18 protein-coding genes and 1 tRNA gene are annotated in these 23,919 nt (G+C 66.0%); 7 read left to right on the forward strand and 12 right to left on the reverse strand.

What is annotated here, in order from left to right; translation table 11 throughout:
* Positions 1 to 46: 46 nt before the first annotated feature.
* Positions 47 to 1,531 (reverse strand): M81 family metallopeptidase, encoded by a 1,485-nt coding sequence (locus AC1DNE_RS16180; protein ID WP_441471387.1) that lies wholly within the window; start codon positions 1,529 to 1,531, stop codon positions 47 to 49.
* A gap of 226 nt (positions 1,532 to 1,757) precedes the next feature.
* Here AC1DNE_RS16180 and AC1DNE_RS16185 point away from each other — a divergent pair, with 226 nt between their 5' ends.
* From AC1DNE_RS16185 to AC1DNE_RS16195, 3 genes are all read left to right on the forward strand, one after another.
* A complete protein-coding gene (locus AC1DNE_RS16185; RefSeq protein WP_441471388.1) occupies positions 1,758 to 2,741 on the forward strand; it encodes a DNA topoisomerase IB in 984 nt (327 codons plus the stop codon).
* Between the two features lie 285 nt (positions 2,742 to 3,026).
* Complete coding sequence (locus tag AC1DNE_RS16190; protein ID WP_441471389.1) at positions 3,027 to 3,176, forward strand: hypothetical protein; 150 nt, start codon at positions 3,027 to 3,029, stop codon at positions 3,174 to 3,176.
* Between the two features lie 102 nt (positions 3,177 to 3,278).
* Positions 3,279 to 3,485: a hypothetical protein gene (locus AC1DNE_RS16195; RefSeq protein WP_441471390.1), complete on the forward strand. Its 207-nt coding sequence runs from the start codon at positions 3,279 to 3,281 to the stop codon at positions 3,483 to 3,485.
* Positions 3,486 to 3,592: 107 nt separating this feature from the next.
* Here the strand turns inward: AC1DNE_RS16195 and hemC are convergent, their stop codons facing one another.
* Positions 3,593 to 4,531 (reverse strand): hydroxymethylbilane synthase, encoded by a 939-nt coding sequence (gene hemC, locus AC1DNE_RS16200; protein WP_441471391.1) that lies wholly within the window; start codon positions 4,529 to 4,531, stop codon positions 3,593 to 3,595.
* 105 nt (positions 4,532 to 4,636) lie between these two features.
* Positions 4,637 to 6,064 (reverse strand): aminotransferase-like domain-containing protein, encoded by a 1,428-nt coding sequence (locus tag AC1DNE_RS16205; RefSeq protein ID WP_441471392.1) that lies wholly within the window; start codon positions 6,062 to 6,064, stop codon positions 4,637 to 4,639.
* An 82-nt stretch (positions 6,065 to 6,146) separates the two neighbouring features.
* On the opposite strand from AC1DNE_RS16205, the gene AC1DNE_RS16210 reads away from it, so the two are divergent.
* Entirely contained in the window at positions 6,147 to 7,034 is an 888-nt protein-coding gene (locus AC1DNE_RS16210) for a DMT family transporter (protein WP_441471393.1), read from the forward strand.
* A gap of 57 nt (positions 7,035 to 7,091) precedes the next feature.
* Here AC1DNE_RS16210 and aspT (AC1DNE_RS16215) read toward each other — a convergent pair whose 3' ends face one another.
* The 4 genes from aspT (AC1DNE_RS16215) to AC1DNE_RS16230 all read right to left on the reverse strand — a co-directional run bounded on the left by aspT (AC1DNE_RS16215) (position 7,092) and on the right by AC1DNE_RS16230 (position 15,029).
* Positions 7,092 to 8,777 carry an aspartate-alanine antiporter gene (aspT, locus tag AC1DNE_RS16215; protein WP_476766096.1) on the reverse strand — a complete coding sequence of 562 codons (1,686 nt, stop codon included), beginning with the start codon at positions 8,775 to 8,777 and terminating at the stop codon, positions 7,092 to 7,094.
* 88 nt (positions 8,778 to 8,865) lie between these two features.
* A complete protein-coding gene (locus AC1DNE_RS16220; RefSeq protein ID WP_476766097.1) occupies positions 8,866 to 10,485 on the reverse strand; it encodes a bifunctional aspartate transaminase/aspartate 4-decarboxylase in 1,620 nt (539 codons plus the stop codon).
* A 49-nt stretch (positions 10,486 to 10,534) separates the two neighbouring features.
* On the reverse strand, positions 10,535 to 12,226 hold the full coding sequence (gene aspT / locus AC1DNE_RS16225; protein WP_476766098.1) for an aspartate-alanine antiporter: 1,692 nt from the start codon (positions 12,224 to 12,226) through the stop codon (positions 10,535 to 10,537).
* A gap of 40 nt (positions 12,227 to 12,266) precedes the next feature.
* On the reverse strand, positions 12,267 to 15,029 hold the full coding sequence (locus AC1DNE_RS16230; RefSeq protein WP_476841122.1) for a decarboxylase: 2,763 nt from the start codon (positions 15,027 to 15,029) through the stop codon (positions 12,267 to 12,269).
* Between the two features lie 363 nt (positions 15,030 to 15,392).
* Here AC1DNE_RS16230 and AC1DNE_RS16235 point away from each other — a divergent pair, with 363 nt between their 5' ends.
* Positions 15,393 to 15,539: a hypothetical protein gene (locus tag AC1DNE_RS16235; protein WP_441471398.1), complete on the forward strand. Its 147-nt coding sequence runs from the start codon at positions 15,393 to 15,395 to the stop codon at positions 15,537 to 15,539.
* Between the two features lie 97 nt (positions 15,540 to 15,636).
* On the opposite strand, the gene AC1DNE_RS16240 is transcribed toward AC1DNE_RS16235, so the two are convergent.
* The 4 genes from AC1DNE_RS16240 to AC1DNE_RS16255 all read right to left on the reverse strand — a co-directional run bounded on the left by AC1DNE_RS16240 (position 15,637) and on the right by AC1DNE_RS16255 (position 18,997).
* Positions 15,637 to 15,712 (reverse strand) — tRNA-Thr (locus AC1DNE_RS16240).
* Between the two features lie 237 nt (positions 15,713 to 15,949).
* Entirely contained in the window at positions 15,950 to 16,888 is a 939-nt protein-coding gene (locus tag AC1DNE_RS16245; RefSeq protein WP_441471584.1) for a prephenate/arogenate dehydrogenase family protein, read from the reverse strand.
* A gap of 5 nt (positions 16,889 to 16,893) precedes the next feature.
* Entirely contained in the window at positions 16,894 to 17,991 is a 1,098-nt protein-coding gene (gene hisC, locus AC1DNE_RS16250; RefSeq protein WP_441471399.1) for a histidinol-phosphate transaminase, read from the reverse strand.
* Positions 17,992 to 18,160: 169 nt separating this feature from the next.
* The gene (locus tag AC1DNE_RS16255) at positions 18,161 to 18,997 is read right to left on the reverse strand and encodes a chorismate mutase (protein WP_441471400.1); all 837 of its coding nucleotides are present in this window, start codon (positions 18,995 to 18,997) and stop codon (positions 18,161 to 18,163) included.
* A 309-nt stretch (positions 18,998 to 19,306) separates the two neighbouring features.
* Between AC1DNE_RS16255 and metX the strand changes: the two genes are divergently transcribed.
* Positions 19,307 to 20,476 (forward strand): homoserine O-acetyltransferase MetX, encoded by a 1,170-nt coding sequence (gene metX, locus AC1DNE_RS16260; protein ID WP_441471401.1) that lies wholly within the window; start codon positions 19,307 to 19,309, stop codon positions 20,474 to 20,476.
* 2 nt (positions 20,477 to 20,478) lie between these two features.
* Positions 20,479 to 21,102 (forward strand): methionine biosynthesis protein MetW, encoded by a 624-nt coding sequence (metW, locus tag AC1DNE_RS16265; protein ID WP_441471402.1) that lies wholly within the window; start codon positions 20,479 to 20,481, stop codon positions 21,100 to 21,102.
* A 72-nt stretch (positions 21,103 to 21,174) separates the two neighbouring features.
* Here the strand turns inward: metW and clpB are convergent, their stop codons facing one another.
* Positions 21,175 to 23,793, reverse strand: a complete 2,619-nt coding sequence (gene clpB / locus AC1DNE_RS16270) for an ATP-dependent chaperone ClpB (RefSeq protein ID WP_476766100.1) — start codon at positions 23,791 to 23,793, stop codon at positions 21,175 to 21,177.
* Between the last annotated feature and the right edge of the window lie 126 nt (positions 23,794 to 23,919).

Below are 23,919 nucleotides of genomic sequence, written 5' to 3' on the forward strand. Positions count from 1 at the left end.
TTTTCTCCTGCATTTACTGTCTTCGCCGGCGCTTTGCGGCCGGGCTTCAGATGTCGTCGAGGGGGAAGATCGGCCGGCGCACCTTGCGGTAGGGCCGCTCCTTGAAATTGCGCGTCGAGATCGCGCCGGTATCGACTTCCAGCACCTCGCGCGCGATCGGCTCGAAGGCGGCGCGGAAGTGCTGCATCGACTTGACGATCACTGTCGATTTCCGTGTCGGATCGACACCGAGCGAGGTGAACTGGGCGAGATCGGTCGCTTGGCCGTTATGGGTGATGACGATGATCTCGACATCGTCGACGCGCAGCAGGGCCGAGAGCCCGTAATTGCGCCAGACGCCGCCGGCCATAGGGCCGTAGCACATGAAGTATCCGTCGGTCAGCGCGACGACATGGGCGTCGAGATCGAGCGGGCCGCCGCCCATGCTGGGATCGACCTTGCCGCCGAGCTTCAGCCTGACGCGGTTGCCGACGCCGGCCGCCTGTGCCGCGAGCGCCGCTTCGGGGTCGCAGATCGCGTGGAAGCCGACATTCTTCAGCTTCGCGTCAAGGACCGCGCGCAGCAGGTTGGTGGCATCGCCATAGGCGCCGGAGCCGGGATTGTCGGAATAATCCGAGATCACCACAGGCTTGTAGCCGGGCTTTCCGGCGTCGGCCTCGCCAGCCTTGGCGCGGGCCATGGCCTCGGCCAGCGGCGTGAAATGGATCGAGGAGAAGCGGCGCTGCTCCCAGGCATAGTCCATCAGCTCTTCGGCGACGGCCTGCGCCTTGTCGCGATCGTCGGCCGTGACCGCGATCGACGGGCCGATGTCGTGGACGTCGGCCGAGGAGAAGCCAGCCTGAACGCTGACGACCAGCGCATCGCCGGAGGCTTCCAGCGCATCGCCCCTGCGCAGCAATTCCAGGAACGGCGGCGAGGTGGTGCGCCCGCCGTCGAGAGCATAGAGGATCGGGCGGCGGGCGAGCGCGACCTTGGGCCTGATCTCGCCCTTCATTGCGCGTTCGAGCAGTTCCGCCGCCTGCCAGGTCCGCTCATACTGATCGATATGCGGATAGGTGCGGTAGGAGATCAACGCGTTGGCGTTGTCGGCCATGAGCTGCGTAACCGTTGCGTGCAGGTCGAGCACCGCGACGACCGGCACATCCGGGCCGACGCGCTTGCGCAGCCGCGCCAGCAACTCGCCTTCGCCATCATCCGAGCTCTCGGTCGCCATCGCGCCGTGGAGGTGCAGCAGCACGCCGTCGACGCCATCGGCAGCATTGACGATGTGGCCGGCAAAGACGTCGAAGGCGGCATCGGTGACGCGGCCCGAGGGATTGGCACCGGTCACCAGCGGATGGGTCAGGCTCCAGCCGAACTTGTCGGCAGCCTCGAAGGCAGCCCCCATCGAGGTGCGGGTGCCGCGGAAGGCCTCGGGGATTTCATTGCCCAGAAAGGCGCCGTGCGCCCGGAAAGTGGCTTCGTCCGTGAGCTGAACACTGAAGGTGTTCGTCTCATGCATGAACTCGGCAATCAGCACGCGCCGCGTCATTCTCTCCCTCGTCGTCTTGTTCAAATTTTTTAACAGTTTTGGCGAGACGCCTTCGCAATGCCACTGATTTCCACGCATACACCCCCTCGAATGAGGGTGCTTGTCGAAATGTGGTGAGTATGCTGAACTCGGCGGAACCAAGTCGGTGCCGGCGCATTTCCGCAGCAGTGATCTGCGAGCCCACGCCATGCCGGTCTCCCCGCAAGCTAAACGACGCCCCGCCAGGATGCGACTGCGGCGCGTTTCGTCTGACGAACTCACGATCCGCCGCGTCCGTCACGGGCGCTTCTTCGGCTATCGCGATGCGGAGGGCGAGAGAATCACGGATGAGGACACGCTGGCGCGCATCCGCTCCCTCGCGATCCCCCCGGCCTATGAAGATGTCCGGATCGCCACCGATCCGCGGGCGCATCTTCAGGCGATCGGCCATGACGAGGCCGGCCGTCTGCAGCATCGCTACCATCCCGAATGGGAGAAGGTGCGCGAACGCCACAAGCTGAAGCGGCTTGGACGGCTGATCGCCGCTCTGCCGAAGCTGCGTGCCCGCATTGTCGCCGACATGAAGGCCCGCACGCTTTCCCACGACAAGGCCCTCGCCTGCGCCGCCGCCATCATCGACCGCTGCCACCTGCGCGTCGGCAACGAGAGCTATGCGAAGAGCAACGGCAGCCACGGCACGTCGACGCTGCTGAAGCGGCACGTCGCGCTCACGGGCACGCGGGTCGCGCTTCATTTCCGCGGCAAGGGCGGCAAGGAGATCGCCTGCGCGGTGGACGACGCTCCGCTGGCACGCGCGCTCACGCGCATTGCCGCGTTGCCAGGGCGCAGGCTGCTGCAATATCGCCGCGAAGACGGGTCCGTCGCAGCGATCCATGCGGCCGAGATCAACGCTTATCTGAAGCAGGCCTGCGGCCTGCCGGTCAGCAGCAAGGATCTGCGGATGCTCGCCGCCAACGCTGCGGCAGCGGAGTTGCTGCTGGCGGCAGAGGAGGTCGCGAGCGAGGCCGGACGCAAGCGCCAGCTCGCCGACATCATGCGCGCGGTCTCGGAGCGCCTCGTCAACACGCCGGCCGTGGTGCGCAAGAGCTATGTCCACGCCATCGTCATCGATGCCTATGCCAGCGGGCGGCTGCAGCGCAGCTACGCCAGGGCTCGCGCCCGGGCCGGCTGCTCGCGGATCGAGCGCGCGCTCGGGCTGCTGGCGGGCTGAAGCCACCGGGAACAATGCCGCGGCTCGCAGCTTGGTCCAGTATCTGACATGCACCCATGGAGGCCGAGATGCTCAACCGTGTCGGTTCACCAAAGCCGATCGAGACGCCGCAGCCGCCCGCTCAGTCGGTGGCCACCGGAAAGCGCCCCGGGCCGTCGCCGCACTCCGCCCATCCGACAGGCCCCGCCCCGCCCTTCGAGTATGAGGAGGAGCCGCCGCAGACGGATTTCCAGGCAGGCGCGAAGAAGCTACCGTCTGGCGAAGGCTCTGGACGGAATTGATGGAATGAACGGGGATTGGGGCTTCGTTGTGTGGATCGTCGTGATCGCGATTCCACTGGGTATCGCGCTGGCGGCGCGTTGGGCAGGCGCGCGGGGGCCCGGCGCCACCATGCTCGACAAGCCGAGCGCCGAGGATCCGCGAGATCCCATTTAAGATACTGATATCGTTATTTCATTTATTTTCCTGAGATTTTCGGGAACCTGCCTGTTTGCTTCCGCGTTTCGTCGCCGCTGAATCCTGGCGGCGGAGACAGACATGGACGAAGAGAGAATCAAGCGCATTGCCCGCGCGATGTGCAGGGCTGCGCGGCTCGACCCCGACAAGCCGGCCGGCAACAAGGGCCCCTATACGATGTCGATGCACGAACCGGGATACGAAAGCCCGCAGCCTGCCTGGATGCTGTTCTGGAAGGAGGCGGCGCAGTTCGCCGCACGGCATGGCGAGGTCGCCGTCCGGCTCTGACCTCATCCCGAAGCGGCCACTCGCCTGCATGCGACGGTGGCCATGACAAGGCCCGGCACCCCGACAAGGAGCCGGGCCTTGCTGTCTGGTTAGGGTTCTCGCTGAAGCTACAGCGTCTTGAACGTCGGATAGTAGCCGCGGTAGCTCTTCTCGAGGATCGCCCCGCCGCCGCGCGACTTCAGCTCCTCGGCGACGGCGAGGCCGAGTTCCCGCGCCTGCTCGGGCGCGGCGCTGTCGCTGGCTTCGACACGCTCCGCTCCCTCGACGGACGTGACCTGGGCATGCAGGGTCAGGCGGCCATCGGCCCAGCTGGCGCAGGCACCGACCGGCAAGCTGCAGCCGGCACCCAGCGCATGCATCATCTCGCGCTCGGCTTCGACCTCTGCACGAGCCTTGGGGCATTGGATCGCCTGCAGGATCTCGATCACGGCGGCATCGTCGGCGCGGGCTTCCAGGCCCAGCGCCCCCTGCCCGACGGCATAGGGGAAAAGCTCGGATGCCAGCACCTCGGACGATGCAACGTCCAGCCCGAGCCGGCGCAGCCCGGCTTGGGCGAGGATGACGGCATCGAGCGGATCGTCGCCGCCGATCTTGGCGAGGCGCGGGCCGACATTGCCGCGAATCGGCACGACGGTAACGTCGGGTCGCAGGTTGAGGATTTGCGCGCGGCGCCGCAGCGAGCCGGTCCCGATGCGAGCCCCCTCCCGGAGCGAAGCCATCGTCGCACCGCAGAGCGCGTCGCGCGGATCCTCGCGCGGCGGCACGGAGGCAAGGACGAGACCCTCATGCAGAGCGGTCGGCAGGTCCTTCAGGGAATGAACGACGAAATCGACCTCGCGGCGCACGAGCTGCTGCTCGTGCTCGACGGCGAAGACACCGACCATGCCGAACTGATGGAATTCGGAGACGCGGTCACGATCAGCGATGGTGGCGATCTGGCAGAGGGTGAATTCCGTCTCCGGAAACTTCTCCCGGATCAACCCCATGACCTGATTGGTCTGCGCCATCGCCAGCGGGCTGCGGCGCGTGCCGATCCTCAGATGCATGACTTCTTACTTTCGATCCTATCCGGCCGGGCCGGTTGCGGGGGTCTATAACAGGGGGGCAGCTGGCTGACGAGTGGCGCGCAGGCACGCGGGCGCTGCGCCTGATCAACCGCCCTGCCGTAGCTCCTCCATCCCCTGCTGCAATACCTCAAACACACGCGGATCGCGCGACTGGGCGACATTGAAGCGCATGAAGCCGCCCGCGCCCTGCGAGACGCTGAAGACGTTGCCGGGCGCCAGCACGACGTTCCGCGCCACAGCCAGCCGCGCAAGCCCGGCGGAATCGACGCCCTCAGGCAGGCGGCACCAGAGGTAGAAGCCGCCGCGCGGCATCAGCCATGGCACGATGCCGAGCATCTCCAGCCGGGTGGCGGCCTCGCGGCGAGCCTGGGCGAGGCGGCGGCGCACCTCCTCCATATGCTTGCGATAACCTCCCTCGGCGAGCACGCCTGCAACCAGATCGGCCGCGACCGGGCCGGGGCCGCCGAAGTTCGTCGCGACCTGAAGGTCGACCAACCCATCGATCCAATCCGCGCGCGCGGCGATGTAGCCGCAACGCAGGGAGGCCGAGAGCGTCTTCGAGAAGCTGCCGATGCGGATCACCCGGTCGAGCCCGTCGAGCAAAGCGAGGCGCGGCGACCGTTCCGGCTCGAAATCGGCGAAGATCTCGTCCTCGACGATGGTGAGATCCTGAGCGGCGGCGATTTGCAGGACACGGAAGGCCGTCTGCGGCGAGAGGCTGGCCCCGGTCGGGTTGTGCAGCCCGGAATTGGTAAGGTAGAGGCGCGGCCGCTCGGCAGAGACCAGCGCCTCGAAAGCGGAGACGTCCGGCCCCGATGGCGTATAGGGCACGCCGAGCACGCGCAGCTGATGTGCCCGCAGCAACGCCTGGAAGTTGAAATAGCAGGGATCGTCGACAAGGACGGTGTCGCCCGGCCGCAGCAGGAAGCGGCAGACCAGATCGAGCGCCTGCGTTCCCGACCCGGTCAGCAGGAGCTGTTCAGGACCCGCGGCGAGCCCCTCCTCGGCGAAACGCCCGAGCAGATAGCGCCGCAGCGTCGGCGAGCCGCGCGTCCCGCCATATTCGGAGAGAACCGGGTCCTGCGCCCGCGCCAAAGCGCGAAAGCCGCGGCGCAGCGCCTCGCCCGGCATCCAGTCGGCCGGGAGCCAGCCACAACCCGGCTTCAGAGCGGCCTCATCCGCATCGAGCGACTGGCGCGAGACCCAGAAGGGATCCACCGCGCGCTCGTGCGGCGATGCGGCCTGCGTCAATGCCAGGGGCGGCAGGCCATTGCCCGTGACATAGAAGCCGGAGCCCTGGCGGGCGCGGATCAAGCCTTCCGCGGCCAGCCGGTCATAAGCCTCGACAACGGTGGACGGCGAAACCCGCATCGTCGCGGCGAAACGGCGGATCGACGGCAGCCGGTCGCCAGGGGCCAGAGACCGAGCCGCGAGCTTGTCCCGAATGGCGGCCATCACCACCGCCGTCCGCCCCTGCCCGGCGTCGACTGCGCTCGGATCGACAACTGTCATGATGTCCATACCCATACAGTTCTACTCGAATGTATCGGATTGTCACTGTTCCGGCCAGCGCAGACTGCCTAGACCTGCGAGGATGCAGAACAAGGCGGCGACGATGCAGCAGGACGGGGCCGGCAAGGGATGGGGCAGCGGCCTCATCGGCGTGCTGATCTTCAGCGGCTCCCTGCCGGCCACGCGCGTCGCCGTCGCCGGCTTCTCGCCGCTCTTCCTCACTTCCGCCCGCGCAGTGATCGCGGCGCTTCTGGGCGCGTTCTTCCTCGTCCTGCTGCGCCAGAAGCGGCCGGAACGCTCCGATCTCGGCCCGCTCGCCATCGTCGCGCTCGGCGTCGTTCTCGGCTTTCCGCTGCTGACGGCGCTGGCGCTCCAGCACATCACGGCGGCCCGCTCGATCGTGTTCGTCGGGCTGCTGCCGCTGGCGACGGCACTGTTCGGCGTGATGCGCGCCGGCGAGCGGCCGAAGCCGGCCTTCTGGCTTTTCTCCGTGCTCGGCGCTGCGACCGTCGCGGGCTTCGCGCTCGCCCATAGCGAGGGCGGTTCGCTCACCGGCGACCTGCTGATGATCGCCGCCATCCTGCTCTGCGGCCTTGGCTATGCCGAAGGTGCGGCGCTCTCGCGCCGGCTCGGCGGCTGGCAGGTCATCTCCTGGGCGCTGCTGCTGTCACTGCCGGCGATGGCCGTGCTGACGCTGCTGTTCCTGCCGGCATCCTGGCAGGGCATCGGGACGCCCGCCTGGCTCGGCCTGGCCTATGTCTCGGTCTTCAGCATGCTGGTCGGCTTCGTGTTCTGGTACCGCGGGCTGGCTCTCGGCGGCATCGCCGGTGTCGGGCAGCTCCAGCTCCTGCAGCCCTTCTTCGGCCTGCTGCTTGCCGGCCTGCTGCTGCATGAGCCCATCGCCTGGACGATGGTCGCAGTGGCGGGCGTCGTTGTCCTCTGCGTTGCGGGTGCAAAGCGCTTCGCGTGAGCCTCGCAGGCTTCGCCGCGGCACCGAAGCATCAGAAGCGGGCCGCGGCGGAGCGGGTTACCTGGCCATCAGCGCGACCAGGATCGGCCCCCAGGCGGTCAGGAGAATGTTCCCGATCGCATAGGGCACTGTGTAGCCCAGAGCGGGGACGCTACTCTGGGCTTCGTCCTGGATCGCCCTGAGAGCAGCCGTGATCGTGCCCGCTCCGGCACAGGCGCCGAGCACGATGAGGGGATCCATCTTCAGGACATATCGGCCGAAGAGGATGCCCAGCGTGTGCGGAAGCAGCGCGGAGACGAGGCCGACGACCACCAGGCTGAGCCCGGTCGTCTTCAGCCCGGAGATGAAGCTCGGGCCCGCGCCGAGGCCGACGATGCCGATGAACACGCACAGGCCGACCGTATCGAAGATCCAGATCGCCGGTTCGGGTATGCGGCCGAAGTAGGGATAGGCCGACCGCAGCCAGCCGAAGGCCAGCCCCATGATGAGCGCTCCGCCGCTGGCGGTCAGCGTCAGCGGGATCCCGCCGACGACGACGCTCAGGAGCCCGACCAGACCGCCCAGGAAGATGCCGAGACCGACGAACACCATGTCGGTCGCAGAGGTCCGCCTATCGGGGTAGCCGAGTTTCTCCGCAGCGCGTTCGACGGCATGCATCGGTCCGATGATCGAGAGGACATCGCCGCGATTGACCTTGCTTTCCGCCTCGATCGGCATGGCCAAACCGGAGCGCATCAGCCGGGCGAGGAAGACGCCGCGGGCGAAATCCTGATTAGCGAGCTCCGCCAAGCGCTGCCCGTCGAGGGAACGGTTGGTCAGGACCACGTCGAGCGACTCGATGGGGATATCGAGAAGACCGGGATCGCTGACCTCCGGGCCGATGAGGTCGCCGTGATTTGCGTGGACCTCCTGCCGGGCCATGACGGCGACGATGTCGCCCGCGCGGATCACGAGATTGGGCTCGGGCTCGCGCAGGGTATCGCCTGAACGGATGCGCAGCAGGTAGGCACGCGCCACGCGTGGAAGCGCCTCGATCTCGGCGACAGTCCGACCGACGAACTGCTCATTGGTGACGCGATAGGTCCGCGTATCAAACAGGCGCGCGGCCGAGACCACGCCGTCTGCCTCGCTGACCTGCCCCGATGATTGCGAGGCCATTGCGGCCGCGGTCTCCTTCAAATCGATGCCCATCAGCTTCGGGCCGATCTTCGGCAGGAACCAGACCAGCGAGGCGGTGCCGACGAGATAGGTGACGGCGTAGGCGACAGGGATGTTGTTGACCAGTGCCGTCCGTTCGGACTGGGGAAGATCGAGGCGCTGGATCGCCTCGCCCGCGGTTCCGATCACGGTCGACTCCGAAAAGGCGCCGGCGAGCAGGCCGGCAGCAGTCCCGATGTCGTAGCCGAGGAGCTTTGCGAACCCGAATGCCGAGAGGAGGCAGGTCACGCAGAGCACGACCGTCAGCGCGACCTGCGGAATGGCATCGCGCTTGAGGGCGCGAAAGAACTGGGGGCCGACCTTGTAGCCGGTCGTGAACAGGAACAGATCGAAGAAGACCGCCTTCACGGCGGCAGGCACCTTGATGTCGAGCTGGCCGATCACGACGCCGGCCAGCAGGCAGCCGACGACGATGCCGAGGCTGAAGCTGCCGAATTTCAGCCGGCCGACCAGAAAACCGAGGGCGATGGTCAGGAAGATCGCGAGCTCGGGATTGCCACGCAAGGCGTCAACGACGAAACTCATGCCCCCCTCCCCGCAAATGCGCTCTCGCATAGAGCGGAACGACCCGATGGCGCTGATCGGCCATCAGGCCTGCGCGACAGCGCGGCCCTCAGGACTTCTCCTTGAGGGCGAGTTTGTAGGCCTCGAAGGCCTGCCGATAGCCACGAGCGACGGCACGCGTCGCGCGGCCGATCTGGCTGTAGACCTCGTCGTCGAGATTGGCGAAGGAGACGCGCACCGACCAGTCCGGCGCATGGAAGCCGCCACCGTTCAGCAACACGATGCCGTGGTCCTCGGCCAGCCGGAATACGATGTCGAGCGGGTGGATGTGCTGCTTCATATAGGCCACCACCTCGGGGCCGACATATTTGTTGGCCCAGAACTCGAAATCGACCAGGCCGTAATAGCGATCGTGCAGCGGATTGTCGGGCACCTCGATGCCCAACCCCTCGATCATCCTGTCGGCGCGAGACCTGACGATATCCATGCAGGTCTTCTGATAAAGCTTGGCCTCGTCCATCATCTCGGACAGCGAGAACAGCGACATCATCACCTGCTGCGGAAGCGACAAGCCGGCGGTGTGGTTGAGAGCGATGTCGCGGCTGTCCGCGACGATGCGGTCGATCAGCCTCATCTCGCGCGGCTTCAGCGTCAGCGGTCCGTATCGCTTGTCGAGCACCGTCAGGATCTTCTCGGGATGGTTCGCGATCGCCTTGTCGAAGATGTTGTCGCGATGGATGGCGATGACGCCGAGCCGCCAGCCGGTGCAGCCGAAATACTTGGAGTAGGAGTAGACCCCGATCGTATTGCGCGGGAGCGCTCCGAGCAGGCCGCGGAAGCCCTTCACGAAGGTTCCGTAGACATCGTCGGTCAGGAGCAGCAGATCGGGGCGCTTCGTCGTGACCAGCTTGACGATCTTGGCGATCGTCTCCTCGCTCAGCGCGACAGCGGAGGGATTGCCGGGGTTGACCACGAAGAAGGCCTTGACCTTCGGGTCCTCGAGTTTCTTCAGCTCCTCGTCGGTGAACTGGAAGCGGTTCTCCTGCGGCGCCGCCACGGTGACGATGTTGAGGCCGTAGTCCTCGAGATGCGGCATTTCGAGATAGGGGGTGAAGATCGGCGTCGCCAGGGCGATCGTGTCGCCGGGGTTCAGCAGCCGGTTGGCCTTCAGCGACTTGAAGATGTAGCACATCGCCGCCGTGCCGCCCTCGACGGCATAGAGGTCGAACTGGCCGGGGGGGCGCGGCTCGCCGCACATCGCCCACATCAGATACTCGTGCACGATGCGCTCGTTGTGCACCAGCATGCGGTCCGGCACCGGGTAGTTGTCGCCGATGATCGAGTCGACCAGCTCGTGCACGAAGGCATCAGGCTTGAAGTCGAACTTCTTGACGGCGAAGGCGACCATCTCGCGGAGAAAGGCGGCGCCGGGGGAATCTTTGTGCGTGGTCAGCCAATCCTCCAGCCGCGCGGCGATGCCGTCGGCCTTGGGCATGCCGCCGATGCCGGCGGGCTTGTTCATCACGCGGCGGCTTTCTGTGATCGCGAATTGCCCAAGCAGGAAGAAGCCTTCGCGCGGTGTCATCGCCACCCAGTTGGGGTTGCCGCGGCCGGCGTTGAGCATCGCGATCGACGAGTCCTGAGCCGTCAGCTTTGCAAGGCGGATGAGCTCGTCCTTGATCTCGAAGGGGCTGAGTTTCTCGAAGCTCCGCAGAGTGACAGGATCCATGACAAACTCCTGATATGAGCCTGAAATCGAATGGTTTCGTCTGATTTTGTCAGGTCAGCAGAATGATGATCACCATGCCCCAGATAGTCAGAAGCGTGTTCCCGACCGCGTAGGTCACGGTGTAACCGAGCGCCGGAACCTGGCTGCCCGCGGTCTCGCAGATCATTCCGAGCGCGGCCGTCGTGGTGCGCGCGCCGGCGCAGGCGCCAAGCAGGATCGCCGGATCGAACCGGAACACATACTTGCCGGCGAACATCGCCAGGATCAGCGGGACGGCCGTCGCCAGAGCGCCCCAGAGGAAGAGGCCGACGCCCTGCGTCTGCAGCCCCTTGACGAAGCCGGGGCCGGCCGAGATGCCGACGACGGCGATGAACATGTTGAGGCCGACCGAATTCATGAACCAGACGGTCGAGCTCGGGATGCGGCCGAAGACCGGGCGCACCGACCGCAGCCAGCCGAAGACGAGACCGGAGATCAGCGCACCGCCTGCGGTCGACAGCGTCAGCGGAACACCGCCCACCTTGAACACGAGCGCGCCGATGAGCGCGCCGAGCGTGATGGCACCGCCGATGAAGGCGACATCGGCGACATCGCTCGGGCGATCCGCATGGCCGATGGTCTTCGCAACCGCAGCGATGTCCTGGGTGCGGCCGACGACGGTCAGGATGTCGCCGCGATGAATGATCGTATCCGGCAGGATCGGGATGCTGACGGCGGTCGCGCCGCGGACGATCTTGCGCAGGAAGACGCCGCGGGCGGTCGGCATCTGGGAGAGCTCGGTCAGCGTCTTGCCGTCGGCGTCCTTGCTGGTGACGTAGATGTCGACGCCCTCGGCCTTCAGGTCGAGCAGTTCGGGGTCCTCGATCTCATCGGCATTCTGACCGATCAGGTTGACCAGCGTCTCGCGCGGACCGGCGAGAGCGATGACGTCCCCTTCTCGCAGGATCGTGTCGGCGGTCGCGTCCTCGATGACGCCGTTGCGGCGGATGCGCTCGACGAAGACGCGGGCGTCCGGCACCAGGGCCTCGGCTTCCGCGGCGCGCATGCCGGCGACCTTGGCGTCGGTGCGGAGCCGGAAGGCGCGGAGCTCGAAGCGCCGCCAGACGGAGCCCGGACCTCCGATCTCCTTGCCGCCGCCGAGCCGGGCCTCGTAGTCCTTGCAGGCCTTGACGAGATCGATACCGAGCAGCTTCGGGCCGAGCTGGGCGAGAACGACGGCAGACCCGACGGTGCCGAAGATGTAGGTGACCGCATAGGCGACCGGCATCCCATCGAGATATTCCTTGGTTTGTTCGGCCGACAGCCCAAGGCGATTGATGGCGTCGGTCGCCAGCCCCATCGAGGCCGAGATCGTCTGTGATCCGGCATAGAGGCCGGCCGCGTAGCCCGGATGGTAGCCGGCGATCTTCGCGATTGCGACGGGAACCGCCAGGCAGAAGACGGTGACGACGACCGCAAAGATCGCCTGCGGCGCGCCGTCCTTGGCAATGCCGCGAACGAACTGCGGCCCGACGCCGTAGCCGACGGCAAACAGGAAGAGCAGGAAGAAGGTCGATTTCACATTGGGGGAGATCGTGATGCCGAGCTGGCCGATGATGACAGCGGCAATCAGCGTCGAGGTCACCGCGCCGAGGCTGAAGCCCTTATAGGCGAAGCCGCCGACATAGTATCCGATCGCCAGCGAGAGGAAGAGCGAGATCTCCGGGTAGCTTCTCAGGGTGGCAGCGAACCAGTCGAACATTCCATTCCCCCAATTGCTGGCAGTCGGGATCGACGAACAGCTAAGCTGCTCGAGGCTTTTTCTGACTCTTCTCGGCACTCACACCTTGTTTGTCGGACAGCGCGTCCGGCCTCAGCAATTTGAGGCCCTTTGCTTTCTCGTATCCGTGGATTTCCTTCACATCGAGCTTGCGCATGAAGGTGATCGTTTCATGCGTCACGACCTGGCCCGGCACCAGGATCGGGAAGCCCGGCGGGTAGGGAATGACGAAATTGGCCGAGACGAGCGCCGGGCCCTTGTCGATGCGACGGTCGCATTCGGGGCTGTCGATCGGCAGGTATTCGCATTTTTCCTCCGCATAGGCGGAGAAGAACGCCGTGCGGATATCGCCTTCAGGCGTGTTCTTGCCGGCATCGCCGCGAAAGGCTTCGTGGAAGCGGCTGAAATCCGGGAGTTCGGGCACATCCTTCATCAGGCTGCGCACACGGGCCTCGAAGGCCCGTCGTTCGCCTTCGCCGCCCTGACGCAGGCGCGCCTCGATCTCATTGCTGATCTTGAGCAGGACGCCGATCAGCAGCGCCACATCGCTGCGCGTGTTGTTGATGTTGGACTGGAGGAGCACCGAGTTGCGCGACGTCTTGTTGACCTGGATGCCGTACTCGGAGGCCAGAAGTCCCTTGAACGAGGTGCCGTCGAAGCCCGCTGTGCCGCAGACCAGCGTCATGCGCGTCGGGTCGAGGCAGAATTCGTCCTCGCGCATGCTGCGCAACTGGTCGTCCCAGCGCGTCTCGGGCGCAAGGAAATCGACAAAGCCGCTGGTCCGGTACTGCGCCGGCACCATTCCATCGGCTCCGACGATCTTGAAGTACTTGGAGATCAGCGGGTGGATGGCGATCTCCCGCCGGATGTCGAGCGCTACTTCGATGGCGTTCATTACCAGGCCGTAGCCTTCGAGCTCCATCTGCCGGCGTGCGACCTCGAGGCTGGCGATGAGCTGCTGGTTCGGGCTCGTCGAGGCGTGGGTGAAGATCGCTTCGTGGAACTGCGCCTCGACCTTGTGGAAGTCGACATCCTTGACCAGCACCATCGACCCCTGCCGGAATGCCGACATCGATTTATGGGTCGAGTTCGTCTGATAGACGCGCAACCGGACGGCGCGCGGATCGGGGATCAGCCGCGTGTCCAGCAGGGTCTTGGCAGATGGGCTCGCGCCGAGTTCCTTGCGCTGCCGCTCGTAGCTGTCGACGGCTTCCGGCCCCTCCATCCAGGCTTCGATGTCGGCCGCCGCGCCCATCGCCGTTCGCGGCCTCAGGAAGGGTGACCAGCGGGCGAAGCCGAACCATGCTTCGTCCCAGAGGAAGATCAGATCCGGCTTGATGGCGAGGCATTCCTCCATCACGCGCCGGGTGTTGTAGATGTGGCCGTCGAAGGTGCAGTTGGTCAGGTCGACCATCTTGACGCGATCCAGGCGGCCTTCCGCCTTCAGATCAAGCAGCGCCTTCTTGATGGTGCGCAGCGGCACCGCCCCGTACATTGAGTATTCCGTCATCGGGAACGCCTCGACATAGACGGGCTGCGCGCCGCTCAGCACCAGGCCGTAATGATGCGACTTGTGGCAGTTGCGGTCGAGGATGACGATGTCGCCGGGCGCGACCAGCGCCTGCAGAACCATCTTGTTCGAGGTGCTGGTGCCGTTGGTCACGAAGAAGACGTGGTCGGCGCCGAAGGCGCGCGCCGCCATTTCCTGGGCGCGCTTGATGTTGCCGGTGGGCTCCAGCAGGCTGTCCAGGCCGCCCGTGGTGGCGCTGCTCTCGGCAAGGAAGAGGTTGATGCCGTAGAACTGGCCCATGTCGCGGATCCAGGGCGAGTGGAAAACCGATTTGCCGCGTGCGATCGGAAGGGCATGGAAGGTGGCGATCGGCCTCTGCGCATAGAGCTTGAGATTGTCGAAGAAAGGCGTGTCGTAGCGCGCCTTGATGCCCTCCAGCACCGACAGATGCAGCTCCAGCGGCTCCTCGACCTGGTACATCACGCGGCGGATCATCGCGGCGCGCGGATCGCCCGCCAGCTTTTCGACGCGCCGATCGGAGAGCAGATAGATATCGAGCTCGGGCCGGATCGCCTTCAGCCCGGCGGCGAGGCGCAAGGCCATGTCGGCTTCATCAGCCTTGTCGAGGAGCGGCTGCTGCGCGGCGAGGACGCTGCGCAGGATCGGGGCATCGTGCCGGGACCTCAGCACAAAGCCCTCATAGATGGCGACCGCAGCGATGTTGGGATTCAGCACTGCCGCGCAGATCGCATCTTCCAGGCTGCCAACCAGCACCGCTTCGTAGACGAACGCGTCCTCGGGGCGTCTCAGCCGGCGAAACTCGGCCGCGACATGCGGCCAGCGATCGGGGGGAGCGGGCGTCACCAGCAGCGTTTCGAAATAGGGACGGTGCGATGAACCCTCTCCCAGTGACGAGGGCAGAATGTCCACCGGCTCCGCCAGCGACAGGTCGGCCGACTGCCATTCCTTCGGATCATGCTTGTAGTTGCTCGTGATGATGGCCAGCGAGATGCGCTTGGCGAGCGACAGGAAGCCGGTTGCGTCGTCGTTCTGCAGGAGGCCCCGCAGGGCCGCCAGAAGCTCGGCGCCCGGGAATGCATGAAACTCCTCGATGACGCCGAGTTCATTGAGCGCAACCTCGACCGCGCGGCGGCTCTTGCCACCCGTCGACCAGGAGCGCGCGGCGGCATGAAGATCCCGCCAGCGGTCGGCTCGGCCCGAAGGAGCCGAGAAGAAGTGATCGATGCTGCGCGATTCCTGAACAGGAGGGGCCATCGTGAATCCTTCCCTCGGGCTGCAAGATCCGTGTGGCGCCAGCCGGCCGTCGAATTCAGCACAACGAGAGAAGACGGTGTATTGTCCTTGGGGACAGGTTCCGGCCTCTCCAGACGGGAGTATTCCTTAGGCCCGTTGGTGTTTTCAGCGTCCGTGACGAAAAGTCATGGCGCGCATTCAAGCCGTGCGCGGTCACACGCCGACCTGACTGGCCTTAGACGTTTCTCAATGCCTCGGCGCGGAGCCCGTCACATGGATAGAAAAATGCTCATTCTTGCTGGGATAGCGGCGGCCGGTGCGGCAATTTACCTGTCGGTCGGCTCCCAGCCGGCAACGGCCTGCAATCGCACGGCCGGATGCGCCATGGATGTCCTGCAAGAGGGCCGCGACATGATGCAGGACGGGCGCGCAGCCGAGAACATGCGTGCGGGCCAGGAGAACATCGCCGCCTTCAAGCGCCAGCAGGCGGCCGATGAGGCAGCGATCAGAGCGCGTTCGGCGCGGAAATAAGCACCGGCTCAGTGCGATGGCCGGACGAACCGCCAGACGCAAAAAACCGGCCGCTTCGGCCGGTTTTCAACGTCTGCGGAATTGGCGAATATGAGGATGGTGCCGCAAGAGGGATTCGAACCCCCGACCCCCTCATTACGAATGAGGTGCTCTACCAGCTGAGCTATTGCGGCGACGGGTGGCGCTGTAACAGTCACTGCGGAGCTTGGCAAGCCAAACCCGACATCTTGCACAGGGTTGCGTAGCGCCTGCCGCCCCGCAACCGGTGGAGCCGCTACCCGATCAGGCGGCCCCGTGAAGCCACCCCGCTGGATCGCCACGCCTCCCATCGGGTGCGAAACGGCAATCCAGGCCTTTGTTTGCGCATGGGATTTCTCCGAAAAGTGGAAGTCACTTTTCGGTCCGATGCTTCAGTCCTTGCGCAGCTTCTCCGTCTCCGGTTTCTCCTGCCCGAGCGCGACGATGCCGCGGCGGATCGCCCGGGTGCGGGTGAAGTGCTTGTGCAGCGTCTCGCCGTCGCCGTAGCGGATGGCGCGGGTCAGCAGCGCGAGGTCCTCGTTGAAGCGGCCGAGCATCTCCAGCACCGCTTCCTTGTTGTGCAGGAAGACGTCGCGCCACATCGTCGGGTCCGACGCCGCGATGCGGGTGAAGTCGCGGAAACCACCGGCCGAGAACTTGATGACCTCCGACTGCGTCACCGCTTCGAGGTCCTCGGCCGTGCCGACGATGTTGTAGGCGATGAGATGCGGCAGGTGGCTGGTGACAGCGAGCACGAGATCATGATGCTGCGCGCTCATCACCTCGACCAGCGCCCCCATCCCCTCCCAGAACTGGCGGGTTTTCGCGATGGCCGCCGCGTCCGTGCCTTCCGGCGGGGTCAGGATGCACCAGCGGTTGAGGAAGAGGCTCGGGAAGCCGGCATCGGGGCCGGAATTCTCGGTGCCCGCGACCGGATGGGCCGGCACGAAGGCGACGCCCTCCGGCAGATGCGGCGAGACGGCGTCGACGACCGAGCCCTTGACCGAGCCGACATCGGAGACGATCGCGCCGGGCTTCAGCGAGGACGCAATCTCGGCCGCGACCGGCCCGCAGGCCCCGACCGGAACGCAGAGGATGATGTGGTCGGCATCAACAGCCGCTTCCGCTGCCGTCTCTGCCACGGCATGGCCGAGGCCGAGTTCGCGCGCCCGCTGGCGGACGGCTTCGTCGCGGTCCGCCAGCACGATCGTGCCGGCGAGATTCAGCTCCTTCGCCGCGCGCGCGATCGAGGAGCCGATCAGCCCGATGCCGATGATGGCGAGGCGGGCAAAGACCGGCGTGGGCCGGCGCGGCGCGAAGCTTTCCGCCATCTCGCTCATGCCTTGAGGAAATCGGCGAGCGCTGCGACGACGAGGCGGTTCGCCTCCTCGGAGCCGATGGTCATGCGCAGCGCGTCCGGCAGGCCATAGGAGGTGACGGCGCGCAGGATGAGGCCGCGCTGGGTCAGGAAGGCGTCGGCCTCCTTGGCCGTCTTGCCCGGTGTCTTCGGGAAATGAATCAGGATGAAGTTGCCGACCGAGGGCGTCACGGTGAGACCGAGCTTCTCCAGCTCGGCCGTCGTCCAGGCCAGCCACTTCTCGTTGTGCTCCAGCGCGGCGGCGACATGGGCCTCGTCTGCGACGGCGGCGGCGCCCGCCTCGATCGCGGCGCCGTTGACGTTGAAGGGGCCGCGGATACGTTCGAGCGCATCGATGATATGGGCCGGCGCATACATCCAGCCGATGCGCAGATTGGCGAGGCCGTAGATCTTCGAGAAGGTGCGGGTCATCACCACATTCTCGCTCTCGGCGACGAGTTCGAGGCCGGAGGCGTAGTCGTTGCGGCGGACATACTCGGCATAGGCCGCGTCCAGCACCAGCAGGATATGCGGCGGAAGGCCGGCCTGCAGGCGCTTCACCTCGTCGAAGGGCAGATAGGTGCCGGTCGGGTTGTTGGGGTTGGCGAGGAAGACGATCTTCGTCTTCGGTGTCACCGCGGCGAGGATGCCGTCGACATCGGCCGTGTAGTTTTTCTCGGCCACGACGACCGGCTTACCGCCGGCGGCGAGGATCGCGATGCGATAAACCAGGAAGCCGTACTGGCTGTAGATGCCCTCGTCGCCCGCGCCGAGATAGGCCTTGGTGACGAGCTCCAGCAGTTCATCCGAGCCGTTGCCGCAGATGATCCGCGCGGGATCGAGACCGTAGCGGCCGGCGATCGCCTGCTTGAGCTTGGTCGACGTGCCGTCGGGATAGAGCTCCAGCTTGGCGGCAAGGCCCTCGAAGGCCGCGACGGCCTTCGGGCTCGGGCCGAGCGGCGTCTCGTTGGAGGAGAGCTTGTGCAGCTTCACGCCGGCGGGGGCGGCGGACTTGCCGGGGACATAGGCCTCGATGTCGAGGACGCCGGGACGGGGAACGGGGCGGGAGGCGGTCATCTCTTGCTCTTTCGGTATCATATCCGCGCGGTCATCCCGGATGGAGCGAAGCGAAGATCCGGGATCCATGCCGGAGCGTTCACCGGCAGCGCTCAGGCATGGATCCCGGGTCTCCCTATGGTCGCCCGGGATGGCGGCGTTGAGGGGGCATTAGATCAAGTTCATCTATTCACGAACGGGCGGATTTGACGGCGAAGCGGGCGGCATGGCTGCCGACCTCGGAGAAGTCGCTGAGACCGGCGGGCGCGAGGGCGGCACGGATCACCGACTGATCGACCTCGCCGGAGGCCGCGACCAGCAGCGACAGATGCGAGCCATCGGCCGCCGAGGCCGAGACCTCGGCCAGATGCTCGGCGAGACCGTGACGGAGTGCTTCCGACCAGCGCTCGACGCGGGCGGCATAGAGCACGATCTCGCGCACGGCGGCGTCGGTCAGCGGCTTGGCGATGCAGTAGACCGGCGTTCCCGCTGGATGATCCGGCCGCTCGATGAAGGGCAGGCGCGCGATGATCTTGGGCTTGTCGGCCCCGATCAGGTCCCGCCACCAGATGCCGGCGCTGGCGCCCTGGTCCATGCGGAAGATGCCGAGGTCGCCGGCTGACTCGGCCACGGCGCGGATGACCGCGCGGGCATCCTCATGCGGGACGAAGGGAACGGTGAAGCCAAAATGGAAGCGAGCGGAATCGCGCATTGCCGGATCGCCGCCGGAGACATCGGCATGCACCGAATAATTGGCCTGCACATAGGTGAAGGTCGCGATGATGATGCGCCAGATGCTCTCGACCGTATCGAGCGGCAGAAGCCCCTTATGGCGCAGCGCGAGGCGCTTCATCATGTCGGCCTCGCGGCCGGGGCGGAAGGCAGAGCCGGAGGCCTGCGTCTTCTTGACCGAGATCAGCGTCTCGATGATCTGCGAGCGCTCCATCAGCAGCGCATGCATCTCGCTGTCGATGCGATCGATCCCTGCACGCAGGTCGGCGAGGGTCGTGGGGGCGGCTTCGGTCATGGCGGCAGGTTGCGCTTCTCGACGAGGACCCGTGAGCCCTCATCCTGAGCAGCAAGCGAAGCTTGCGTCCCGAAGGATGCTCCAGGAGGTTTCGGAACCCGCTGGATCATCCTTCGAGACGCCACGTTCCGCGGCTCCTCAGGATGAGGGCTTTAGGAGTTGCCACGCTCCTTAGCGCTCCCGCCGCGCCTTGGCAAAGCCGGCTGCGCAGTCCCGCGTTGACAGCGACGCGCCGGCACGGCATCGCTAGAGTTCGATTTTCCGAACGCCTGGACCGGCAAGACAAATCACACTGCCGAAGCGGACGATATGAGCGATCTCTCCCCCAGCCTGGCCGATCCGCAGAAGGAGGCGAACGAGCCTTCGAGCCCGGTTGCGCGTTTCGGCCCCGACACGCCGCTGTTGATGGATTGCGGCGTCGTGCTCGACCGGTGGCAGATCGCCTACCAGACTTACGGCACGCTCAACGCCGACAAAACGAACGCGATCCTGGTCTGCCATGCCCTGACCGGCGACCAATATGTCGCGAGCCGCAATCCCATCACCGGCAAGGGCGGCTGGTGGACCGCGATGATCGGACCGGGCAAGCCGATCGACACCGACCGCTTCTTCGTGATCTGCGCCAACGTGATCGGCGGCTGCACCGGCACGACCGGACCGGCCTCGACCAATCCGGCCACTGGCAAGCCCTGGGGCCTGTCTTTCCCGGTCGTCACCATCCGCGACATGGTGCGGGCGCAGGCAGCGCTGGTCGACTCGCTCGGCATCGAGACGCTGTTCTGCGTCGCGGGCGGCTCGATGGGCGGCATGCAGGTGCTGCAATGGGCGGCGAGCTATCCGGGTCGCGTCTTCTCTGCGCTGCCGCTGGCGACCGGCGCCAAGCACTCGGCCCAGAACATCGCCTTCCACGAAGTCGGCCGTCAGGCAGTGATGGCCGATCCCGACTGGCGGCAGGGGCGCTATCTCGAAGAGGGCACCCGCCCGGCCAAGGGGCTTTCGGTGGCGCGGATGGGCGCGCACATCACCTATCTCTCGGAGCAGGCGCTGCACCGCAAGTTCGGCCGCAAGCTGCAGGACCGGGAGGCGCCGACCTTCTCCTTCGACGCTGACTTCCAGGTGGAGAGCTACCTGCGCTATCAGGGCCTCTCCTTCGTCGAGCGCTTCGACGCCAACTCCTATCTCTATGTGACGCGCGCGATGGATTATTTCGACCTCGCAGCCGACCATGACGGCGTGCTCGCGCGCGCTTTCGTGGGCACAAAGACACGTTTCTGCGTGGCCTCCTTCACCTCGGACTGGCTGTTCCCCACCGCGGATTCCCGCGCGATCGTGCATGCGCTCAACGCCGCCGGCGCCTCGGTCTCCTTCGTCGAACTGGAGAGCGACAAGGGGCACGACGCCTTCCTGCTGGAAGAGCCCAATCTCTTCGCCACGACACGCGGCTTCATCGGCGCAGCGGCACGGGCACGCGGACTCTGAGCATGGCCTTCAGCGACAACCAGACCAACCGCATCGACCTGAAGCTCGTCGCCGAGATGGTGACGCCGGGCACGCGCGTGCTCGATGTCGGCTGCGGCGACGGAGTGCTGCTCGCGCTCCTCGCCGAAACCCGCCGGGTCGATGCGCGCGGCATCGAGCTTTCGCGCGAAGGCGTGGCCGATTGCGTGGCGCGAGGGCTCTCGGTGATCCAGGGTGACGCCGACGCCGATCTTGCCGGCTATCCCGACGATTCGTTCGACTACGTCATCCTGTCCCAGACGATCCAGGCGACGCGCAATCCGCGACTCGTGCTGGAGCACATGCTGCGCATCGGCCGGCACGCGATCGTCTCCTTCCCGAATTTCGGGCATTGGCGGATGCGCAGCCAGGTGTTCTTCCAGGGGCGGATGCCGGTGACCGACGCCCTGCCCTATTCATGGTGGGACACGCCCAACATCCATTTCTGCACGATTCGGGACTTCGTCGTGCTCTGCGACCAGATCGGCGCCAAGAAGGAGCGCGCGGTGGCGCTCGATGCCGCCGGCGGCCGGGTCGGCGTCAACGCGCCCTGGTGGTTCTGGAACCTGTTCGGCGCGCAGGCGGTGTTCCTGCTGAAGCGGGGATGAGCAGCGCTTCGCTACCGAGACAAGAAAGGGCCGCTCGCGCGGCCCTTTCGTTATCTGTCTACTCCGCAGACATCAGTTCAGCGCGACGCCCGCCGGCCGCTTTTCCTTTACGGCCGCGACATCGCCGAGCATCAGCGAGCCCGGCCCGACGGTGACGGGCACCGTCTCGCCGTCGACGATCTCGCCGGCGAGGATGGCTTCCGCCAGCGGGTCCTGCACCGACTTCTGGATCACGCGTTTGAGCGGACGTGCGCCATAGGCGGGGTCGTAACCCTTGTCCGCCAGCCACTCGCGCGCCTCCTTCGAGAGCTCGAGCGTGATCTTGCGGTCGGTCAGCAGCTTCTGCAGCCGGGCCATCTGGATGTCGACGATCGCGCCCATGTCCTCCCGCCGCAGTCGGTGGAACAGGATGATGTCGTCGATCCGGTTCAGGAACTCCGGCCGGAAGGCATGGCGGACCACGCCCATGACCTCGTCGCGGACGGCATCGCTGTCCTGCCCTTCCGGCTGGTTCACCAGGAACTCCGAACCGAGGTTCGAGGTCATGATGATCAGCACGTTGCGGAAGTCGACCGTGCGGCCCTGGCCGTCGGTCAGGCGCCCGTCGTCGAGAACCTGCAGCAGGACGTTGAAGACGTCCGGATGCGCCTTCTCGACTTCGTCGAAGAGCACGACCTGATAGGGCCGGCGACGAACCGCCTCCGTCAGGGCACCGCCCTCCTCATAGCCGACATAGCCGGGAGGCGCGCCGATCAGCCGGGCGACCGAGTGCTTCTCCATGTACTCGGACATGTCGATGCGCACGAGCGCGGTGTCGTCGTCGAACAGGAAGGCGGCGAGCGCCTTGGTCAGCTCCGTCTTGCCGACGCCGGTCGGGCCGAGGAACATGAAGGAACCGATCGGGCGGTTCGGGTCCTGCAGGCCGGCGCGGGCACGGCGGACCGCGGTCGAGACCGCTTCCACGGCCTCGCGCTGCCCGACGACGCGGGAGGCCAGAACCTCCTCCATGCGGAGCAGCTTCTCCTTCTCGCCTTCGAGCATCCGATCGACCGGCACGCCGGTCCAGCGGCTGACAACCTGCGCGACATGGTCCGGCGTCACCGCCTCCTCGACCATGCCGGCATCGTCACCTTTCGCCTCGACCTCGGCCAGCTTCTTCTCGAGCTGCGGGATCTCGCCATAGGCGAGCTCGCCCGCCCGCTGGTACTCACCCTTGCGCTGTGCCTGGGCGAGCTCGTTGCGGGCATTGTCGAGCTTGGTCTTGAGCTCCGCCGCCTGGCCGAGCTTGTCCTTCTCGGCCTTCCACTTGGTCGTGATCGCGTCGGAACGCGCCTCGAGCTCGGCCAGTTCGGATTCGAGCCGCTTCAGCCGCTCCTTCGAGCCAGCGTCGTTCTCCTTCTTGAGCGCCTCCTGTTCGATCTTGAGCCGCACGATCTCGCGGTCGATCGAATCCAGCTCCTCGGGCTTGGAGTCGACCTGCATGCGCAGCCGCGCCGAGGCTTCGTCGACAAGGTCAATCGCCTTGTCGGGCAGGAAGCGGTCAGTGATGTAGCGGTTCGAGAGCGTCGCGGCCGAGACCAGAGCCGAATCGGTGATGCGGACGCGGTGATGCTGCTCGTACTTCTCCTTCAGGCCGCGCAGGATCGAGATGGTGTCCTCGACCGTCGGCTCGTCGACGAAGACGGGCTGGAAGCGCCGCGCCAGCGCCGCGTCCTTCTCGACGTATTTGCGGTACTCATCGAGCGTGGTCGCGCCGATGCAGTGCAACTCGCCGCGCGCGAGCGCCGGCTTCAGCAGGTTCGAGGCATCCATCGCGCCATCTGTCTTGCCGGCGCCGACAAGGGTGTGCATCTCATCGATGAACAGGATGACGCCGCCGTCCGAGGACGAGACCTCGGTCAGCACGGCCTTCAGCCGCTCCTCGAACTCGCCGCGATACTTCGCTCCGGCGATCAGCGAGCCCATGTCTAGGGCGAGCAGCTCCTTGTCCTTCAGGCTCTCGGGCACATCGCCATTGACGATACGCAAAGCGAGGCCCTCGGCGATGGCGGTCTTGCCGACGCCGGGCTCGCCAATGAGGACGGGGTTGTTCTTGGTCCGGCGCGACAGCACCTGGATGGTGCGACGGATCTCCTCGTCACGCCCGATCACCGGGTCGAGCTTGCCCTCGCGCGCCGCTGCGGTGAGGTCGCGGGCGTATTTCTTCAGCGCGTCATAGGCCTGTTCGGCCGAGGCGGAATCGGCCGTACGGCCCTTGCGGATCGCCTCGATCGCGGCGTTGAGCGCCTGCGGCGTCACACCGGCCTTCGACAGAGCCTTGCCCGCCTCGGTGTCCTTCTCGATCGCGAGAGCGAGCAAGAGCCGCTCGACCGTGACGAACGAGTCGCCAGCCTTCTCGGCCGCCTTCTCGGCGGTGTCGAACACGCGCGCCAGGCCCGGCGTCAGGTTGAGACCGCCCGAACCGCCCGAAACCTTCGGAATCTTCGCCAGGGCCTGATCGACGAGTTGCAGCGCGACGCGCGACTGACCGCCGGCCCGGTCGATCAGACCGGCCGCCATGCCCTCATTGTCGTCAAGCAACGCCTTGAGCAGATGCTCCGGCGTGAACTGCTGATGTCCCTCGCGTAGCGCGATCGTCTGCGCCGCCTGAAGAAAGCCCTTCGCTCGATCCGTATATTTTTCAATGTTCATTCAAGTCACTCCGCCCGCAGAACGCGCCCCGTGGCGACGTGTTCCGCTGCCCTTTCATCAAGATGGGGCGCCGCTATGGGCCGCCCCTCGCTCTCCAAGATAGTGTGACATTGGCGCAACGGAAGA

Source organism: Allobosea sp. 05L423, from assembly GCF_056397745.1.

Excerpts from the sequence above, each read along its gene's own strand:
- AC1DNE_RS16230 (WP_476841122.1), bottom strand. The coding sequence starts at position 15,029 with ATGGCCCCTCCTGTTCAGGAATCGCGCAGCATCGATCACTTCTTCTCG.
- AC1DNE_RS16205 (WP_441471392.1), bottom strand. The coding sequence starts at position 6,064 with ATGACAGTTGTCGATCCGAGCGCAGTCGACGCCGGGCAGGGGCGGACG.
- AC1DNE_RS16220 (WP_476766097.1), bottom strand. The coding sequence starts at position 10,485 with ATGGATCCTGTCACTCTGCGGAGCTTCGAGAAACTCAGCCCCTTCGAG.
- AC1DNE_RS16180 (WP_441471387.1), bottom strand. The coding sequence starts at position 1,531 with ATGACGCGGCGCGTGCTGATTGCCGAGTTCATGCATGAGACGAACACC.
- AC1DNE_RS16245 (WP_441471584.1), bottom strand. The coding sequence starts at position 16,888 with ATGGCGGAAAGCTTCGCGCCGCGCCGGCCCACGCCGGTCTTTGCCCGC.
- hisC (WP_441471399.1), bottom strand. The coding sequence starts at position 17,991 with ATGACCGCCTCCCGCCCCGTTCCCCGTCCCGGCGTCCTCGACATCGAG.
- AC1DNE_RS16190 (WP_441471389.1), top strand. The coding sequence starts at position 3,027 with ATGAACGGGGATTGGGGCTTCGTTGTGTGGATCGTCGTGATCGCGATT.
- AC1DNE_RS16195 (WP_441471390.1), top strand. The coding sequence starts at position 3,279 with ATGGACGAAGAGAGAATCAAGCGCATTGCCCGCGCGATGTGCAGGGCT.
- metX (WP_441471401.1), top strand. The coding sequence starts at position 19,307 with ATGAGCGATCTCTCCCCCAGCCTGGCCGATCCGCAGAAGGAGGCGAAC.
- AC1DNE_RS16185 (WP_441471388.1), top strand. The coding sequence starts at position 1,758 with ATGCGACTGCGGCGCGTTTCGTCTGACGAACTCACGATCCGCCGCGTC.
- aspT (WP_476766096.1), bottom strand. The coding sequence starts at position 8,777 with ATGAGTTTCGTCGTTGACGCCTTGCGTGGCAATCCCGAGCTCGCGATC.
- clpB (WP_476766100.1), bottom strand. The coding sequence starts at position 23,793 with ATGAACATTGAAAAATATACGGATCGAGCGAAGGGCTTTCTTCAGGCG.
- AC1DNE_RS16255 (WP_441471400.1), bottom strand. The coding sequence starts at position 18,997 with ATGACCGAAGCCGCCCCCACGACCCTCGCCGACCTGCGTGCAGGGATC.
- metW (WP_441471402.1), top strand. The coding sequence starts at position 20,479 with ATGGCCTTCAGCGACAACCAGACCAACCGCATCGACCTGAAGCTCGTC.
- AC1DNE_RS16210 (WP_441471393.1), top strand. The coding sequence starts at position 6,147 with ATGCAGAACAAGGCGGCGACGATGCAGCAGGACGGGGCCGGCAAGGGA.
- aspT (WP_476766098.1), bottom strand. The coding sequence starts at position 12,226 with ATGTTCGACTGGTTCGCTGCCACCCTGAGAAGCTACCCGGAGATCTCG.
- hemC (WP_441471391.1), bottom strand. The coding sequence starts at position 4,531 with ATGCATCTGAGGATCGGCACGCGCCGCAGCCCGCTGGCGATGGCGCAG.
- AC1DNE_RS16235 (WP_441471398.1), top strand. The coding sequence starts at position 15,393 with ATGGATGTCCTGCAAGAGGGCCGCGACATGATGCAGGACGGGCGCGCA.